This is a genomic window from Marinigracilibium pacificum (assembly GCF_012926615.1).
Classification (GTDB): domain Bacteria; phylum Bacteroidota; class Bacteroidia; order Cytophagales; family Cyclobacteriaceae; genus Mangrovivirga; species Mangrovivirga pacifica.
In genome coordinates, this window is sequence record NZ_JABBNU010000007.1 from 221,055 (window position 1) to 240,709 (window position 19,655).

Annotated in this window: 15 protein-coding genes; 10 read left to right on the forward strand and 5 right to left on the reverse strand. The window is 34.1% G+C overall.

The window, feature by feature from the left end; genetic code table 11:
• The first annotated feature begins 38 nt into the window (after window positions 1-38).
• From HH304_RS12695 to HH304_RS12715, 5 genes are all read left to right on the forward strand, one after another.
• Window positions 39-2,846, forward strand: a complete 2,808-nt coding sequence (locus HH304_RS12695; protein WP_169682216.1) for a BamA/TamA family outer membrane protein — start codon at window positions 39-41, stop codon at window positions 2,844-2,846.
• A 105-nt stretch (window positions 2,847-2,951) separates the two neighbouring features.
• Entirely contained in the window at window positions 2,952-4,604 is a 1,653-nt protein-coding gene (locus HH304_RS12700) for a pyruvate dehydrogenase complex dihydrolipoamide acetyltransferase (RefSeq protein WP_169682217.1), read from the forward strand.
• 70 nt (window positions 4,605-4,674) lie between these two features.
• Window positions 4,675-5,214, forward strand: coding sequence for an ATP-dependent protease subunit HslV (gene hslV / locus HH304_RS12705; RefSeq protein WP_169682219.1), 540 nt, complete (start codon window positions 4,675-4,677; stop codon window positions 5,212-5,214).
• 10 nt (window positions 5,215-5,224) lie between these two features.
• The gene (gene arsC / locus HH304_RS12710; protein WP_271711607.1) at window positions 5,225-5,563 is read left to right on the forward strand and encodes an arsenate reductase (glutaredoxin); all 339 of its coding nucleotides are present in this window, start codon (window positions 5,225-5,227) and stop codon (window positions 5,561-5,563) included.
• Between the two features lie 168 nt (window positions 5,564-5,731).
• The gene (locus HH304_RS12715; protein WP_169682221.1) at window positions 5,732-6,160 is read left to right on the forward strand and encodes a tellurite resistance TerB family protein; all 429 of its coding nucleotides are present in this window, start codon (window positions 5,732-5,734) and stop codon (window positions 6,158-6,160) included.
• Between the two features lie 16 nt (window positions 6,161-6,176).
• Here the strand turns inward: HH304_RS12715 and HH304_RS12720 are convergent, their stop codons facing one another.
• Together HH304_RS12720 and HH304_RS12725 are read right to left on the reverse strand one after the other, a co-directional pair.
• Window positions 6,177-7,109 (reverse strand): ribose-phosphate diphosphokinase, encoded by a 933-nt coding sequence (locus HH304_RS12720; protein WP_169682223.1) that lies wholly within the window; start codon window positions 7,107-7,109, stop codon window positions 6,177-6,179.
• A 32-nt stretch (window positions 7,110-7,141) separates the two neighbouring features.
• Window positions 7,142-8,026, reverse strand: coding sequence for an NUDIX hydrolase (locus HH304_RS12725; protein WP_169682225.1), 885 nt, complete (start codon window positions 8,024-8,026; stop codon window positions 7,142-7,144).
• Window positions 8,027-8,081: 55 nt separating this feature from the next.
• Between HH304_RS12725 and HH304_RS12730 the strand changes: the two genes are divergently transcribed.
• Together HH304_RS12730 and HH304_RS12735 are read left to right on the forward strand one after the other, a co-directional pair.
• A complete protein-coding gene (locus tag HH304_RS12730; protein WP_169682227.1) occupies window positions 8,082-9,428 on the forward strand; it encodes an FAD-binding oxidoreductase in 1,347 nt (448 codons plus the stop codon).
• Entirely contained in the window at window positions 9,428-10,234 is an 807-nt protein-coding gene (locus HH304_RS12735) for an EI24 domain-containing protein (protein WP_169682228.1), read from the forward strand. Before HH304_RS12730 ends, HH304_RS12735 begins: the two co-directional genes overlap by 1 nt.
• Here the strand turns inward: HH304_RS12735 and HH304_RS12740 are convergent.
• Window positions 10,185-10,919: a YdcF family protein gene (locus HH304_RS12740; RefSeq protein WP_169682230.1), complete on the reverse strand. Its 735-nt coding sequence runs from the start codon at window positions 10,917-10,919 to the stop codon at window positions 10,185-10,187. The genes HH304_RS12735 and HH304_RS12740 overlap by 50 nt on opposite strands.
• A gap of 133 nt (window positions 10,920-11,052) precedes the next feature.
• Here HH304_RS12740 and HH304_RS12745 point away from each other — a divergent pair, with 133 nt between their 5' ends.
• On the forward strand, window positions 11,053-13,113 hold the full coding sequence (locus tag HH304_RS12745) for a carboxy terminal-processing peptidase (RefSeq protein ID WP_169682232.1): 2,061 nt from the start codon (window positions 11,053-11,055) through the stop codon (window positions 13,111-13,113).
• Between the two features lie 372 nt (window positions 13,114-13,485).
• Here HH304_RS12745 and HH304_RS12750 read toward each other — a convergent pair whose 3' ends face one another.
• Together HH304_RS12750 and HH304_RS12755 are read right to left on the reverse strand one after the other, a co-directional pair.
• A complete protein-coding gene (locus HH304_RS12750; protein ID WP_169682360.1) occupies window positions 13,486-14,055 on the reverse strand; it encodes a hypothetical protein in 570 nt (189 codons plus the stop codon).
• A 13-nt stretch (window positions 14,056-14,068) separates the two neighbouring features.
• Window positions 14,069-14,545, reverse strand: a complete 477-nt coding sequence (locus tag HH304_RS12755) for a hypothetical protein (protein WP_169682234.1) — start codon at window positions 14,543-14,545, stop codon at window positions 14,069-14,071.
• Between the two features lie 342 nt (window positions 14,546-14,887).
• Here HH304_RS12755 and HH304_RS12760 point away from each other — a divergent pair, with 342 nt between their 5' ends.
• Window positions 14,888-16,504, forward strand: a complete 1,617-nt coding sequence (locus HH304_RS12760; protein WP_169682236.1) for a PorP/SprF family type IX secretion system membrane protein — start codon at window positions 14,888-14,890, stop codon at window positions 16,502-16,504.
• Window positions 16,505-16,512: 8 nt separating this feature from the next.
• Window positions 16,513-19,626, forward strand: a complete 3,114-nt coding sequence (locus HH304_RS12765; RefSeq protein WP_169682238.1) for an FG-GAP-like repeat-containing protein — start codon at window positions 16,513-16,515, stop codon at window positions 19,624-19,626.
• The last annotated feature ends 29 nt before the right edge of the window (window positions 19,627-19,655 follow it).

Consider the following 19,655-nt stretch of genomic DNA (forward strand, 5'->3'; position numbering starts at 1 on the left):
TCAAAACTATTAATTTAACATCCAAAATCAAATCCATAATGAGGTATTGTTTTCAAGTAATGTGCATTTTATTGTTTTTTGCACATTTTTTTTGTTACGCTCAGGAACCATTATTAGAACAACATAAGCCAGGCCAGAAATGGAAGGCTGAAAATAAAGGAAATATCACATTTGTATTTCCTTCAGCAAATTATAAGATGTATTCAGCAAGTTTTAACACCCTGGATTCTCTTAAATATAGTATTGCAACCGGTATTAATCATGATCCAAGGCATGTTCGAATCATTTATAATGATAAAACTCAGATAAGTAATGGATTTGTAACTTATTATCCCTGGAGGACAGAAATCCAAACTCCACCATCACAAAGTCTGGCTCTTGCAGGCAATGCTCTCTGGTTAAATATGGTGTCTATTCATGAATATAGACATGTTGTTCAGTTAGATGCTATTAATACCGGATTTAATAAAATTCTATATACGTTATTTGGTGACCAGATTCTTGGAGGAATAAGGACAATTGCTATTCCCGATTGGTTTACTGAAGGTGATGCAGTATTTACTGAAACGATACTTACAAATGGTGGTAGAGGAAGGATTCCTTCGTTTTACCAACCGTGGCTATTAAATCTAAAGGAACTAGGTATTAAAAATTACGAAAAACAATATTTAGGTTCTTATAAACATTTTATTCCGGATCACTATGTATTTGGTTATCTGATGTCATCTTACCTATACTCAAATTATGATTTGAATTCAATTGGAGGTTTATTTTCCAGGTCCGCACATAACTTTTTTATTCCTTTTGCATTTGGAGCAGCATTAAAGAATAAATCTGGTAATGGGTTATATGGTCAATATGAAAGTATGGCTAATTATTATAAATCTATATTGCCTGAAAGTAGTTCGGTGGGAGGTTTAATGTTTGATGAAGATATTAAAAACTATACAAATTATGATTTCCCCAAGTATTATAATGACGGAATAATATCTGTAAGAAATGGAATCGGTGATATAGATCAGGTGGTTTATACTAAAAACGGGACTACTACACATTTGGAAACTACAGGGCTACTATATGATAATAACCAACTTTCAATAGCAGGGGATAAGCTCGCATGGGTTGAATACTTACCTAATATCAGGTGGCAAAAAGTGACTAATACCCAAGTTAGAATACTTGACTTGACTTCTGGTAAATCCTACAGAAAATATATTAATGAGGATGTTACTAATTTTATGTTCTCACCGTCAGGACAAAAAAATCTCACTCTTCGATATGTTGATGATGAGGGTCAAGTGTTAAATGTGAATTATGAAGCTGATTCTAAAAGTCAGATAATTGGCCGTTCAGGTGCATCCAAATTGTGGCTGTCTCCTTTTTGGGTTGATGAAAATTCTGTTGGAGTATTTGAAACTAACGGAGACAAATATTCAATTTTAATTTATAATCTGAATGGCGATTTATTAAAGAATTTCATGCTAACTAATGGAACTCCAGGGCCTGCATCTAGCTGGGAAGGATATATCTATTTTTCATATCCAGTAAACGGTATTGATCGTGTTTTAGCGTTAAATTCTTCTAATGGTAAATTTTATCAAATAACTGCCAAAGGAAATGGAGAATACTATCCTTATGTAGAAAATGGTAAACTTGTATATAATGAATTAACAGCAGCAGGTAGGAATATAGTTGAAATTGATGTGTCAAATATGCAATCATTTTCAGAAATAGAATTAAAGGAAATTTCTCCATTTGGTTTAAGTAATTATTCAGAAGTTTTAAATCAATACCAAGCTGATTTGGAAAACCGAGGAAATGAAAGCAAGGAAAAATCACCTGGCGCATTGCTACCATATGCTTGGGGAGTTGAGATTCTAAATGACGATTTAGATATGTCAGTTGGGGTAAGAGCCACTGATGCATTAATGCGTTACTCAGTTAGCGGAGGATATCGGTTTTCGACTGATCTTGATGAAAAAGGGTGGTTTGGTAGATTTAGTTATCAAGGATTACCGGTTATTATAGATGTTGAATATGAAAATCTTGATAGAGATGTAAATAGGTTTTTAGAAGGAGGGACAGCTAACTTTACCTGGAATGAAGAAATAATTTCGGCAGGATTAAGATTGCCATTAAACTTTACTAAAGGAAAGTATTTTAATAATCTGTTGCTTTCAGGATCATTTAACCAAGTTGTTGTTGAAGATTATAATCAAAATGTTAGATTTCTGGATCAGCTTAGCAACGGCACTTTCCAATATTCAGAATTTACATTGAGGTTTTCACACTTATTAAAAACCTCCCATCGTGATTTTTTACCAAGGTGGGGCATGACATTTAGTGGGGGAAACAGAACTAGTCTCAATGGTGACGATTTTTCTGCCTCACAAGTGTATGGTTGGAGTGATTTTTATTTCCCAGGTATAGTTAAACATCATAGTTTCAAAATTAGAGGTTCCGGATACTGGCAACAGACCACAGGGGAAAGTTTGTATATTTTTGGTAACAGAATCCCATTGGTACGGGGGTATTCAAACTTTTTGTTTGATAATTATGGTATGTTTTCCTTGGAATATAGTCTGCCTATATGGTATTCTGATATTAAAATAGGACCTTTAGCCTACTTCAAACGATTTCGGGGAAGCATATATTATGATAAAGGAAGAGGGATAAATAATGAGGTTGCCGTGACGATGAACCAGGAAAGTTTTGGTGGAATACTAAAAACTGATATGAATGTGATGAGATTACGTCGTGATATTGTAATTGGTATAGATATAAATTACAGACCGGATAACAAAAATGTGTCATATAGCTTAGTTTTGAATACATTTGTATTTTAGCAATTAGAATTGAAGAAAAAGTATAAAAAGTTACTTCTTCAGATATTGAAACATTATTTTTGAGTCTGAGTTCAAAACTTAGCTCCCTTAAAGTAAAAAAAAATTATGGCTGAAGTTATAAGAATGCCAAAGATGAGTGATACCATGGAAGAAGGTGTTATCGCTCAATGGTTGGTAAAAGAAGGTGATAAAGTAAGTTCAGGTGATATTCTAGCAGAAGTAGAAACTGATAAGGCAACAATGGAGTTGGAGTCTTATGAGGATGGAACTATCTTATATATAGGTGTACAAGATAAAGAAGCAGTACCCGTTAATGGAGTAATTGCAATTATCGGAGAGGAAGGGGAGAATATTGATAGCCTTCTTAATGAAATTAAAGCTGGTGGTAATGGTTCATCTGATGATTCCGGAGATGCCAAGACAAAATCGGAGCCAGCATCAAAAGAAAGTACTGATGATACTGTGACTGAAGAAATTGATACTTCGGATGTAAATGCAGAATTAATCAGAATGCCAAAGATGAGCGATACTATGCAAGAAGGTACCATCGCTGCCTGGCATAAGAAAGTTGGTGATAAAGTTGAATCTGGTGATATCCTTGCTGAAGTTGAAACAGACAAGGCAACGATGGAGCTTGAAGCATATGAAGATGGAACTCTTCTCTACATTGGGGTTGAAGCAGGTGATTCTGTTGAAATTGACGGGGTTATAGCAATTATAGGTGAAGAAGGTGCTGATTTTGAGAAGTTGTTAAAAGCATCATCTCAGAAACCTGCGGAAAAGAAGGAAGATACAAAACCTTCAGATAATGGTAAGCAGGAAGAGCCTGCAAAAGCTTCAGGTCCTGTATCTTCATCTGCACCGGCACAGACAACTCAAACTAAAACTGAAGGAGGAAGAATTAAGGCATCTCCTTTAGCAAAGAAATTAGCTGAAGATAAAGGATTTGATATCCGAACTATAAAAGGAAGTGGTGAAGGAGGAAGAATAGTTAAACGTGATGTTGAAAATCATACTCCTCAACAAGCTGCGGTAGCTTCAACTTCTGCAACTCCAATGCCTGCTTCTGTAGGACAAGAAAGTTTCGAAGAGCATAAAGTTTCTCAAATGAGAAAGACTATTGCCAAGAGACTTGCAGAAAGTAAATTTACTGCACCTCATTTTTACCTGACCATGGAAATTAACATGGATAAGGCAATTGAGGCAAGAACAAGTATAAATGAAGTATCACCTGTAAAGGTTTCTTTCAATGATATGGTTATCAAAGCTGTAGCTGCTGCATTGAAACAACACCCACAAGTGAATTCTTCATGGTTAGGAGATACAATTAGAATAAATCATCATATCCATGTTGGTATGGCTGTAGCCGTTGAAGAAGGATTATTAGTTCCTGTTATCAGATTTACAGACACTAAAACGCTTTCACAAATTGCTGCTGAAACTAAAGATCTTGGTGGTAAAGCAAAAAATAAGCAGTTACAACCAGCAGATTGGGAAGGTAATACATTTACAGTTTCTAATCTTGGTATGTTTGGAATTGAAGAGTTTACTGCTATTATCAACCCACCGGATGCATGTATACTTGCTGTAGGAGGAATTAAGCAAACTCCGATTGTTAAAGACGGTCAGATCGTTCCAGGAAATGTTATGAAAGTGACGTTGTCTTGTGATCATAGAGTTGTTGATGGAGCTGTTGGTTCGGCATTCCTTAAAACACTTAAGAGTTATCTTGAAGATCCAGTAAGGATATTAGTATAGAAAGTAACGATTTTATAATTATCCCGTTTGAAATTCAGGCGGGATAATTTTTTATAACGATACTGATAATATGGAAAAAATAAAATCAACAACGGTTGTAGCAATCAGACATAATGGTCAGGTAGCAATCGGAGCCGATGGACAGGCTACAATTGGTAATACAGTTGCTAAAAGTAATGTAAAGAAGCTTAGAAGATTAAATGATGGTAAAATTCTGGCTGGATTTGCCGGTTCTACAGCTGATGCATTTACATTGCTTGAAAGATTTGAAGAGAAATTGAATAATTTCAATGGTAATCTTAAAAGATCTGCGATTGAATTAACCAAAGACTGGCGAACTGACAGGTACCTTAGGAAATTAGAGGCAATGTTAATTGTTGCTGATGAGGAGAGTATTTTAATTCTTTCTGGCACTGGAGATGTACTTGAACCAGATCATCAGATTGCATGTATTGGTTCTGGTGGGATGTATGCTCAGGCTGCGGCAATCGCGTTAAAGAAAAATGCCCAAGAACTTAGTGCTAAGGAAATGGTGAAAGAAGCGCTGACCATAGCAGCTGATATTTGTATCTATACAAATCATAATATTATTTTAGAGACATTAGATTAATTTTATTCAAATGAAGATCTATCATAATCCAAGATGTACTAAGAGTAGAGACACACTGAAAATTATTCAGGAAAATGGCGTTGATCCTGATGTTGTTGAATATCTTAAGGATACACCTTCAAAAGAAGAATTGAAGGAATTAATTTCGATGTTAGGTATATCTCCTGAAGGTTTAATCAGGAAAGGAGAGACAATATTTAAAGAAAATTATAAAGGTAAAACACTTTCTGATGATGAATGGATTGACGCCATGGTTGAAAATCCTAAATTAATTGAAAGACCTATTGTTGTTAATAATGGTCAGGCTATTATTGGAAGGCCTCCTGAAAACGTTAAAAAAATATTATAATATACATTTATAAAACCGGTTAACAACCGGTTTTTTTTATTTGTCAAACATTTAATTGAAAAGTCAGTTATGGTAGTGTTTATTAAAATCAAAATTACCTCAGAATCAATGATTAATTTTGATTAATACCAGAGTAGAGTAAATTAGGGTATAGAAAGAAAGCTGAATATGGGGATTTTTGATTTTTTATTTAACAGGGATGTGCATGAAAAAAAGAGTCATCTCAGAAATTTGATTTTAGTTGCTTTAGTTGATGGAGAGATTGCCTCAAGAGAATATTCTTTGTTAAAAAGATTGTCTGAACATTTTGGAATTAAAGATTCAGAATTTCAGGAACTTATTGAAAATCCACATATTGGAGAATTTGTAGTGCCTAAGAATTATGAAGATAAAATGCTTCAAATCCTTGATTTAATAACAATAATGGTAGCTGATGATAAAATAGAAAGCTCTGAAAAAGACCTTTGTCGTTCCATTGCTTTGAAATTAAATATTAACCCAAAAGTAATTGATGACATTATTCTAAATATAGAAAATGACTTAAAAGAAGGTGTTAGTAAGGAAGAAATTATTAAAAATCTTTATCAGCAAAAGTGATCTTTAAGTTTAGAGATTATTCCTCATAATAATCTTTTATACTCCTGTTTTCATTTATATGGTTAATAGCAGTTGCTAACAATGGTGCCACACTAACTATTTCTATTTTATCTGTTAACTTAATATTTGGTAAAGTGTCTGTCACATATAACTTTGATAGTGCAGAATTTTGAATCCTTTCGTGAGCATTTCCAGACAATAAAGCATGAGTACAATATGCTGAAACAGAAATAGCCCCACTTTGCATTATGAGGTCAGCTGCTTTGCAAAGTGTACCTGCAGTATCAACCATGTCATCAATGATAACAACATTTTTGTCACTAACATCTCCGAGGATTTCCATGTTAGATACTTGATTTGGCCTCAATCTTTCCTTATGAATTACAGCCATGTCGCAGTTAAGTTCATTTTTATATTTCTTAATTCTCTTCAAACCTCCGAAGTCAGGGCTGCATAGACATAAATTTGACTTAAAGTTTTCCCTGATATGGGGAATGAATAGTTTAGAAGTATCAAGATGATCTACATGAATTTTATAAAATCCTTCGATGCTGTTTGTATGAAGATCAATAGTTATTAATCTATTTATCCCTACATCCTGGAGGAAATCAGCTACCACTCTAGAAGCAATTGAGGTGCGGTCTTTATCTTTTCTTTCTTGTCTGCTATGAGGTAAATACGGGATGACACAAATTATTTCATTAACACTCGCTCTTCTGGCTGCATCAGCTGCTAAAAACAATTCAAAAAGGTTTTCATAGGGCATATTAGCCTGAGCAATAATGAAAATAGTCTGTCCTCTTACAGATTCATCGAATCTTACAAAAACTTCACCATCTGAAAATTTTTGAGCCTGGTATTTTCCTATTGGAACATCTAAAATTGAAGCTACTTGTTTTCCTAGGGTCTCTGTATTTGAGGTATAGAAGAGTTTGTATTTAGCAGACATTTTTTGATCTTTTTTAAGATATATAAACTGTTTCAAAGATACTTTTTAAGTATCATTTTAAAAAGAGATTCATGCTCTGGTGCAAGTTCCTCTCCAAATTTCATTTGATTTATATTTTCAATACTAAACCACTGCAACTCCTCAATATCATCTTTAGGTTCCAGGTCTCCTGAAATATATTCACAAGAATATAACGTGGTAATAATTTTGTCTCTTTCATAACGATATCTCCAATCGTCTATTTTGAATGATCCTTCATATGTTAAATCACCAAATTCGATATTTCCCACTTCTTCAATTAACTCTCTTTTGCCAGCTTCTTCAAATGAATCATCTGTAGGGTCAGAAAACCCGCCAACAAATCTCCACCACATTTCCTGTGGCTTTCTTACTAATAAAAATTCTTTGTAATTATTTTTCCATAATGCCATATCTACAGTAGGAAAAACCTTTGGATACTGTTTCATTAAAGCATCTCTTACCCCCATTAGAAAATCATCTTCATTTTCCGGAATCATTAATCCTTTTTCTAAATCTATAGTCTGGATTGTTGAAAACTGTTTGTATTTTCCGGTATATCCTTCCAGACCCTCTGCTGACATGAAAATTAGATTGTTAATTATTGCTCCGGTAGTATTGATAAGCTCATCAAGTTCATCAGACCATTCAGTATTTGAAGGTGCATCAGGAATGATTTCTACCAAAGATTCAGGAAAAGCCTTTTCAATAGCAGTTTTTCTTCTGTGAGCAGAGAATGGATGATACGCAGTAGCAGTTAATTTAGAATCTGTAATAATAAATATGAGGTCATTGTTTTCTAAATCACTGAATAAGTGCTTAAACGAATATGGGATTTCTAGCCATTGAAATTGACCTATCACATAAGTTTTTGGATTATTGTAGGTATTTATTGTCATTTTTTGCAATTAACTATACATTCGAGGTATAAATTGATACCGCATAACAAAGAAAGTGAAATTCCTTAAAAAGAAAATATCCGGTTGGGGTAATTATCCCATAATTGAAACAAAAATTAAGAATATTTCAAGTTTAAAAGATTATTCTGATTTTATTAAAACAAATAACCCTCATATATCCAGGGGATTAGGGAGGAGTTATGCAGATCAGGCAGTACTAAAAAAAGGATATACCTTGCAAAATAGGATGTCCCGAATTTTAAGTTTTGATAGTCAAAATGGAATTTTGATTGCTGAAAGCGGTATTTCTCTAGGTGAAATAATTGAAATATTTACACCTCAAGGGTGGTTTCCTAAAATTGTTCCGGGAACAAAATTTGTTACGCTAGGAGGTGCAATTGCAAATGATATCCATGGGAAAGCTCATCATACTGATGGGACATTCGTTAATTCTGTAATTGAATTTACAATGATTACTCCTTTTGGGGAAAGAATTATTTGCTCAAGAGATGAGAATACTGAAATATTTTATGCCAGTTTTGGTGGTCTTGGGCTATTAGGATGGATAGAAAATGTAACTATTCAGCTCAAAAAAGTCGAATCCTCATTTTTTGTGAGCAAGGCTGTTCAAGTCAATGATTTAAGTGAAATGCTTGAAGCCTTTGATAAATATGATAAAGAGTACAGGTATAGTGTGGCCTGGTTTGATCCGTTAAGTAAAGGTGAGAAAATTGGGAAGGGAGTTTTGTCACTGGGTAACATTGCTGAAAGACAGGACTTGAATGATCAAAATATATCTGACCCCTTACAAATCCACAGTAAAAACAAAATTAACCTTCCGGTTTATTTACCTGATTTCACTTTAAATACATTTACTGGAAGTATATTAAATAAGGTGATTGGATATACACAGGCTAATGCACCATTAATTATTCATTATGATAAGTTCTTTTTTCCTCTTGATGCAGTAGGAAATTGGAATCGTGGTTACGGAACAAGAGGTTTTTTACAATATCAGTTTGTTATTCCTTTTGGTGATGAATATGAAGTATTAAAAGAAATTTTAGGTCTAATTGCTAAAAGTGGGTGTACACCATTTTTGAATGTTTTGAAAAAAATGGGTAAAGAATCACAGTATTTATCATTCCCATTTGAAGGATATACAGTTGCCATTGATTTTCCTATTTCAAAAAATCTTTTTGACCTGATAGATAAGTTAGATAACTTAGTAATTGAAGCAAAAGGTAGAATTTATCTGGGAAAGGATGCAGTTTTAAATGAGACGAAATTCAGGTTTATGTATCCTAATTGTGATGAATGGATAAAAATTAAGCAAGAACTTGATCCTGAAAAGCTATTGCAAAACGAAATTGCAAAACGGATTGGATTACTAAATTACTGATGATAGATAAGATATTTAATCAATTAGGAATAGCTATGAAATCATATAGCTACAGCCTTAATTTTGTTTTTACACGAAAACCAAAATGGTTGATCCTTCCTGCCTTAGCCAATTTTATTTTGCTGATGGTAGTCGTTTCATTGGCTATTTTATATACTGATGAACTGATTACCTGGGTTTTTGGGATGTTTAGTTTAACACCCGATGATTCCTGGTGGGGAAGGATTGTATATTGGGTGAGCATTATTTCAATCAGAATTTTTGTGATATTCTTCTTTATTAAATTCTATAAGTATTTAATGCTGATTCTTTATGCGCCTATTTTAGTATGGTTGAGTGATTCATTTCAAGAATACATGACCGGTTATAAGAAGCCTTTTTCTTGGAATGTGTTTTTTTCAGATGTATGGCGAGGAATTAGTATAGCTTTTGTAAACCTTCTTATTGAATTTGGCCTTTATTTTATTTTGTTTTTTATAACGATATTGTTTCCAATATTATCAGTTATCACACCCGTACTATCATTTTTAATTAGTTCCTATTTTTTGGCATTTGCTTTTATAGACTACCGAAATGAATACTTTGACGTTTCAGCTAAGCAAAGCAGAAGGTTCGTCTGGACAAACAACATATTTGCACTTGGTATAGGTCTGGTATTCAATTTAATGTTATTTGTGCCAGTTATCGGTATAATGACAGCCCCTTCGGTATCTTTAGTTGCTTCCGGTTATGGTGCTAATCTAATTGATAGAAGGACTAGATATATCCAGTTAAAGAATATGCGAGGTAGCCAACCCATTCTTTAATAAGTTTACTCCATAAATAAAGACTATCAACACTTGGGATGATAAGATCATCCGGGTTCCAACCATTTTCACCTGTGTAGTAATCAACAGGGAAAATTGCTATATCAGGAGCTCCTGCTTTATTAAAACAGGCTTTTGCTCTTCTCATATGAAAAGCAGAAGTTATAAGGATTGAATTAGAATCTTTAATGTTATGCTTTTGAATAAATGAGACTGAGTTTATAGCATTTTCAGCTGTGTTGGCTGAAAGAGTATCAGTATAAATATGTGAATCTTCTATTCCGCAGTAAATCAGTACTTCTTTAAGTTTTGTTGCCTCTGGAATTTTACCACTTTCCAGACTACCAGCTCCTCCTGAAATTAGGATGTTTTTGATGATGCCTTTTTTATAAAGTTGAACCGTGTGTAACAATCTGTCCGCTCCTTTGTTAAAATATACTCGGTCTTCTGTATAGGTGTCATATTGGGTGATCCCTGTTAGTAAAATACCTACTTCGTATTGTTTTTCTATATCACTAAATTTTACAGGTGGAATTTCCCAGGCACTAAAGGTTGTATTAGCTAAAAAAGGGTTAGTAAATATTAAAAAAAGTGAAGAAAACGCAATGATCAACACCTTTTTGAGTTTCGCCCGTTTAACAACAAAAGAAGAAACTACGAAAATAGCCATAATTGTTACTGGCATTATGATGTAATAGAAAAGTTTGGAAAGTATGAAAAACATTCTTTCAATTAATTATCTTTAAAGAATAAGTTTTGCCGAAAAAACAAAGATGGTATATTTTTTGAATTGTTAAAATTGAAACAATAATTATAGTATGCGTGAGCTGAATAGATTGAAGAATTTTACAGTATTTATTTTAGTTGTCCTGCTGACAATTTCTACCGATCTGTATGCCGGAGGAATTAATGCTACGGATACTCTAACTAATATTGAGCCATCAAAAGATCAGTCTGAAGAAATTCAAATAATGACTGCCCTTTTGTTGCGTCACCATTATAGAAAAGAGCAATTAAATGATTCTCTTTCTTTGGAAATATATGAGAACTACCTGAACTCTTTAGATCCCAACAGACTTTATTTTACTGAAGCTGATCTGGAACCGTACAATTTATTCAGATTTAGTTTTGATGATTTTGTGATGCAAGGAAACCTGAACATGCCTTTTCAAATGTTTAATATGTTTAGAGAAAAGCTAGTTATTAGGGTTGATAAGAACATTGAAACTATTAGTAACGGATTTGATTTTAGCAAAGAGGAATATTACGATTCTGATAGAGAAAATGCTAAATGGGCGACATCCGAGACTGAACTTGATGAAAGTTGGAGGAAGTTGCTTAAAAGCCAGTATTTAAGTTTGAAGCTGGCAGAAAGTAATTCTCCTGACTCAATATTAATAAGCAGATACCAGCGATTAAAGAATATTTTCGTAAGGTATGACGGGCAGGATGTATTTCAGTATTTCGCTAATGCTTTTACTTCAACATTTGATCCACATACAAACTACTTTTCGCCAAGAGCTAAAGAGAATTTCGATATTGAAATGAGTCGAAGTCTTGAAGGAATCGGAGCTACCTTGGCTACAATTAATGATTACACAACTGTTATGTCAATAGTGCCTGGTGGTCCTGCGGATAAATCAGATGAGTTATATGCTAATGATAGAATTATTGCTGTCGGCCAGGGCAAATCAAAACCTTTTGTTGATGTTGTAGGATGGAGAGTTGAAGAAGTAGTCAAGTTGATAAGAGGGCCTAAAGGAACTCATGTTAGATTAAAAGTACTACCTGCCTCAGAAGGTGCTAATGCAATAGCCAAAACTATTGTAATTGAAAGAGACAAGGTTAAGCTGAAAGATCAATCAGCTAAATTGGAAATGATACCTTATAAGGTGAATGGTAAAAGCTATAACTACGCATTGATTGATATTCCAGCTTTTTATTTTGACTTCAAAGCATATCAAAATAATGAAAAGGACGTAAGTAGTACAACCAATGATGTTAAGAAGCTGATTTTGGAAGCCAAGAGTAAAAACGTTGATGGTATTGTAATTGATCTTCGAAGAAATGGAGGAGGAGCATTACAAGAAGCAATTAATCTGACAGGCTTATTTATTGATAAAGGACCAGTTGTTCAGGTTAAAAACAGCTATGGCTCTATTGAAGTAGGAATGGATACCGATGAAGAGTTGGTTTATGATGGTCCATTAGCAGTTCTTACAAGCAGAGAAAGTGCTTCTGCTTCTGAAATCTTTGCTGGAGCAATTCAGGACTACAAAAGAGGAGCCATAATCGGAGAGGTGACTTATGGAAAAGGTACCGTTCAGAGTGTAGTAGACCTGGCTAGATTTATTAAAAACCCTGATGGTAAGTTAGGAGAGTTGAAATTAACTCAAGCTAAGTATTATAGAATTTCCGGAAACAGTACTCAAAACAAGGGTGTTATTCCTGATATTGAATTCCCTAGTGTTTATGATTATTCTAAATTCGGGGAAAGTTCATTGGATAATTCATTGCCTTGGGATGAAATTAAATCTGCTGACTATAATCAGGTGTCGATGATTAATGATGAGTTTTTGAAAAAATACCGATCTGATTTTAAATCAAGATTATCTACAGAATCAAATCTTAAAAATTATGTAGATGATGTAAATGAGGCACGAAATATTAGAAGTAGTACAACAATTTCTTTAAATGAAGCAGAAAGGTTAAAAGAAATTGAGGAACATGATAAGAAACGAGCTAAGTCAGATAACTTAGATCAGAAGTTAGAAGCAGATGAGGTTAAAACTGGGAAAGACGAAACTGAGATTGATGATGTCATGGTAGATGAGGCATTCAAATTTATTTCAGCATATATTACTGCTAAACTAGGTTGATATAACTTTAAAATAAGATCATAATGAAAGAGGCTACATCCATAAAGGGTGTAGCCTCTTTCTATTAGTAGCAGAACAATAAGATAACTATTTAATTTGGTTGAAATGTTAATTCATGACCTTACTAAAGTACAGGTTTGCACTAAAGGATGTCAAATTTTACTTTGTACCATAATCAAGACAAGTTCATTTTTGTCCCTGCATCAATTATGTTTAGTTAAAAATCAATACATCGTAAATAATGGTACTAATAAATCCTGATGATATTTAGGATGTATAATTTCATTTAGCTATACAATGGAAAAGGTATTGAACATAAAAAAAGCTGTCTCATCTGAAACAGCTTTATAGATATGAAAATATTCTTATTATTTACATGGTCTCTGAAACCATGATATCTCCTAGTAAAACATCCCAAAAACTAACAATATCACCACCAATTTGTGTTTCTTTTTTCTTTACATAGACAGTGATATCCTTTTTAGTTGTATCCTTATAGACAATATTATCACCTGAGATACCTTCAAACTTTTGATAAATAGTAATTACACCAACGTATTCACCATTTGGAAGTGGTTGAAGATCAGATATATATTGTATATCATACCAAGAGATATTTACCTGATCATAATTTAATGCCATTAATCTTCCAAAATACTCTTTTATAGCATAGTAGATAGTTTCATCACTATTTACAGAACTTACACCAACTTCACTACCTTCTGCGAATAATTCTAAAGCTCTATCAATTACCCTGTTTGCTTCACTAAATGGGGTGGCTTTACTTCCTATAATGGAAATATATTTACTAAGATCTCTGATTTTTTCAAGAGCAAGTGAGTCAATTGCCTCTAGATTATCGTCATCAGGACCTCCCTGTGCATTTGCATTAAAGGATACTGATGTAAATAGAATAAATAGTATGATTATATAATTTTTCAGCATTTTCTCTTTATTATTTGGATAACACAAGTTTAGTTATCTTACCATCTTTATTTACTGTGATCTCATAAATACTAAGATTGAAAACCTTTTTATCTTTAAGGTAATTCAAATATTGATCGATGGTCATTGGCCTGTCAAAAATAGGGCGCTCGCCCGAAAAACTCACAACAGTTAAAACAGGTGTATTTTTACTTTCATAGTAAGAAAAAATCTCATCTATTTTATCATTAATTTTATCGTAATAAAAGGTCTTACTTAGCTCAGCAAGTTCGTTAAAATCCTTTTTAACTTTGGTGTAAGTTTCTTTAGGAACTACAAAGGTTTCTTCCACAACTGCATTATTCTCTTCAGGTTCGGTAGAATTAGTCATCTCAATATCTTCCTCGACCTGAGTAGTAGAGGCAACTGTTTGTCCTGATTTACAAGAAGAAAATGAAATTGTTATGAAACCAATCATTAACAATAGTAATCCTGAGGTCCTTTTCACGATAAAAAAATCTAAAATGAAAAAATATAACTGCTTTTATCTGACATCAAATATCAATATTAAAAATTATTTTTTACAATTAAAATCACAAAATTTCATTTGATGTGATATTTGTGTTCAAATTGTAACTTCAAAAACTTTGCCAATTCAATTCAGGGCTAAACTTACAAGCTGAAAGTGATGCAATTTTTAATAATATTTGAACTTTTATACTTATTTATATAATTTAGTCGAATTATTTTTAGAATAAATGTTTTTTAACTTATTAATTGTTCATTTAAAGGACTTGCAAATTTTTTAAGAACGATTAATAACCAGCTATCATCAAATACTTTCGGAAGTATGGGGAATGCCACGAGGCTATTTATTTTTGTGCTAATATTTTTGAGTCTGCCTAGTTTTGAAGCAGCAGCCCAGCGAGTGCCTGCATGGTCTAACTTTTATATGAATCCATATATGGTTAATCCGGCGATGGGGGGTATTTATGGCAGAGGGGTTGTTTCTGCAAATTATAAACGACAGTGGGTCAAAGTAAATGAAGCACCAGCCATTGCTAATATTGCCGTTCAGTTACCTTTTGAAAATAGGGTGACTTTTGGCATGAACATCTATAACAAGAAATATAGTTTGTTCAGTAACACATCTGTTAACATGTCAATGGGGTATACTGTACCTTTTGAAAGAGATCACTATGTGAGCTTTGGATTGGGTGCAGGGGCAAATTTTAATAGTGTTGATTTTAGTTCATTGGATGATGCTCAGTTGGCTGATCCAATGTTAGCTTCATTAGGTGAAAATGGAGTTTCGTTCCAGGCACAATTTGGAGTACACTATTATATTAAAGGGTTAAATCTTTCATTAACACTTCCCGGGCTCTTTCAAGATAATCAATTCAATAGTGAAAATGTTGATCAATTTAATTTACAACCTGTAGATAGACTTCATGGTATGGCATACTATAATTTTAAATTGCCTGCTAATGATATTACTATTACTCCTTATGCTATTTATCGATATGGATATACCGGACAAAGTTATTATGAAGGTGCACTGATTGTTGATTTAAGAGAGATCTTGTGGTTTGGGGGTAGTTACAGACAAGATTATGGCCCTTCATTACTTTTGGGGTTTGGGCAACCTGATAAATTTAAAATTGGGTATGCATATGAATTTGCAGGAGAGCTCGGAGTAGGTATTCCGGGAGGAACTCATGAAATTCAAATTCAACTTCTTTTTGGAAATAATATTGATATTTTCAAAGGAATGGCTAAAAAAGACAAGCAAAAGAGAAATGATAAGCCTCAATCTGATTGGTTGAATGAATATTATACTAAGAGAAATGATGTTCAGACTAAGTCAAATCAGGCACCAATAGTCAAAGTCGAACCAGAACCAGAGCCTGTTCAGCCAACACCTGAACCAGAACCGGAGCCAGTTATACCTACTCCTGAACCGGAGCCTGTGGTAGAGCCGGAGCCAGAACCAGTTGTAGTTACTCCGGAACCGGAGCCAGTGGTTGCAGTGGTAGAACCAGAGCCAGAACCTGTAGTTGTTGAACCAGAGCCAGAACCTGTTGTTCCTGAACCAGAACCTGAGCCTGTGTTACCAGAACCTGAGCCAGAGCCAATAGCTCCTGAGCCTGAGCCTGAACCAACAGTAGCTGTTGAAGCACCTAAAGTTCAGCCTGATAAGGTGTACAAGGAGAGTGATTCTCCGAACGGTCTTAAGCCAGGGCACTATGTGGTAGTTGCTCAGTATGAAAGTGAAGCAGAAGTAGAAGCTTATATTGAAAAAATGAGGCAAAGAGGGTTTTATGGCCAATATGGCTATAGTTCTACTTTGAAGAAGTATGTCATTTACACATTTAAGACAGAAAGTTCAGATGATGTATTGACCGAAAAAGACAGGGTTAAGCGTATCAGTTATTATAAAGATGCTTATTATCTATACGTTGAATAATTGAGCAGATGAAAAAGATTCAGATATTAATATTATTGTTTATTATTTCAGGAATTAGCATTTATGCTCAAATTCCAGTTATTAATACTATTTCTCCAACTGATACTACCGTAAATGGAGTGGTAACTATTCAGGGATCAGGATTTGGAAATTCAGCTGGTGACCTTGAAGTTTCGTTTGGAGGAGTAAACGGAAACATTGTTGATGTAACAGAAAATGTTATCAGAGTTAAGGTTCCGGCAGGAGCTCATCATGCGCCCATTTCAGTATTAAGGCAATCAAGTTCAAATATTGCCTACTCAAAGGAATATTTTCTTTTAAGTTATTCAGGTGTTCCATTGTCTGCAGCAAGTTTTACTGCAGTTACTAATGTGCCTGCTTTGGGGCCTCAAAATGATATTTTGTCTGCGGATTTTAATAATGATGGTTATAATGATGTTTTTGTTCTTTATGGAGATACTGAAACTAGATTTTCGATTTTCTTGAATAATGGTTCTGGTAGTTTTACCAAAACGGATGTTACTGTACCAGCGGCAATAAAATTTGCAGAGAAAGGTGATTTTAATGGTGATGGAAATATTGATTTAGCTATTTCTGAGAGTACTAATGGGGGAAACAAGGTTTTCATTATGAAAAATAATGGAGCTGGTGGCTTTACATTAACTCAAACACTAAATATAGCAGGTACAAACCCTAACAGAGTTAGAGCTGCAGATCTTGATAACGATGGTAGAATTGATTTAGCTGTTGTTAATAATACAAATTCTACCCTTGTAAGTATTTTTAGAAATTTGAGTTCCGGAGGGAATATTCAATTTGATAATTCACCTTCAACTTTCCCTATATCTATTGATAATGCACGTGGTTTAGTAATTGCTGATTTCAATAAAGATGGAAAAAATGACCTTGCGGCTAATGCTAATTTAGGTTCGGAGGTTTTTGTAATTAAAAATAATAGTACTCCTGGGAACTTTTCTTTTGGAGCTCTTCAAACATTTGTTATTGGTGGTGACCTTACTTCATTAGTTGTGGGTGATTATGATATTGATGGACTTGAAGATATAGCCGTAGCTAAAAACCAAAATGAAATTTCTGTATTGCGTAATACTTCGTCTATTGGTGGAAATATTAATTTTGCATCTCAGGTATCGTTTACGTCAATGGGAAGATCTTTTGATATTGGATCAGGTGATATTAATGGTGATGGAAAATCGGATTTATTTGTTAATACCGCAGTAAATGGACAGATAAGAATTTTTACAAATACAAGTACGCCTGGAACTTTATCTTTTACTTACTATGATTTAACTGCACCCTCAGGAGGTATTGGTATTAAGGCAGCAGACCTAACAAATAATGCAAAGCCTGACATATTTTTTACTTCACGTACTTTAAATACATGGTCTTATTTTAAGAATATTAATTGTATTCTTCCGGAAACCAGCCCAGCACCTGTTATGTCGATATGCCTGGGTGATGTGCGAAGGGTTTATGCTACTCCAACAATAACAGGACAATATGCCTGGTATAAAGATAATGTGCTTCAAAAGCAAGGGACTGATAATTTTATAGATGTCTCTTTGGGAGGAAATTATACAGTTAGGCATATAGAGGGGAGTTGTAATACTTCCTCACAGGTATTAGGCGTTGTTTTAAATAATTCAACTTCACCTGGAGAACCTGCAGCTTCAAGTAATGGGCCTGTTTGTCCTGATGGTTCTTTAACATTATCAGCAGGTACAGTTTCAGGAGCAACATATCATTGGACAGGACCAAATGGTTTTGAATCAAATGTTCAAAACCCTGTTATTTCCCCATTCAGTGTTGATAATGCGGGTTACTATTATGTTAAAACTGTTTCAGGAAGTTGTGAAAGTAAACCTGTTGAGGTATATGCCGGTTTGGCCACAATTCCGTCTTCTTCTATTATACCTGATGGACCTACCACATTTTGTGAAGGCAATGACGTTGTATTAGAAGTTCCTGCATCTGCAGAAATAACTGGATATACCTGGAAAAAAGGAGGGACAGTAATTTCTGGTGCCTCAACTGGAAGTTTGACTGTATCTGAATCAGGTTCTTACTCTGTTGTAGTTGAAAATACTGCTGGGTGTACTCAGGAGTCTGATGCAGTTTCGGTTAGCGTTTCTGCAGCTCCTCAGGCAGGATTTGCGATTAGTGGGAATTTATGTCGTGGTTCTCAGCTTTCTGTTGATAATACTTCAACAGTGGATGGAAGCCAATCTGTTTCCTATTTATGGAATTTTGGTGATGGCAATTCTTCAACCCAGTTTGAGCCAACAAAATCATATAATACAGCGGGGACATATAATGTAAGCTTAACCGTATCATATGGTCCGGCATGTCAGGATGTAACTACGCAGTCTATTGTTGTAGAGGATGCACCAGTTGCTAATATAGAAATCATTTCGGGTTCAATGCCTTTCTGTGAAGGAGATTCAATTCTATTACAGACTGTAGATACTTATAGTTCATATGACTGGTCTAATGGAACAACAGGAAGACAAGCATATTATACATCAGGCACACAAGCTACTGTTTCTGTTAGCAGTGGGGCAGGTTGTCCGGGAAGTGGTAGTTTAACACTAAATACATTATCAAAACCAGTAATAGATATTTTTGCAGATCAAACAGAAATATCAAGAGGGGATACCATAGAAATTTCTGCTAGTGGTGGGTTAACTTATTATTGGCAACCAGAAGAATTTGTGGATTATCCTGATATTTCCAGTCCATTTGTATTTCCAACCGAAACAACAACATTTACAGTGACAGCTACCGGATCTAATGGATGTGTTAGTCAAGCAGAAATTACCATATCAGTAGATGGTGAGTTTGAATTTAGAAGTAATAAAATCATTTCACCAAACGGCGATGGAATAAATGATACCTGGGTGATTCAGAGTATTGATCAGTTTGCAGGGTGTGGAGTGAAGATATTTGATGAATTAGGAAGGATGTTATATGAAGCAAATCCATATAATAATGACTGGGATGGTACATATAATGGTGATTATCTAAATAAAGGAGCTTATTACTATGTTATTGAATGTGAGGATGATAACATAGGAGGAAGTGGTAGCATCGTAATAGTTCGATAATTGAATTATTTTAATTTTATATAGAATTA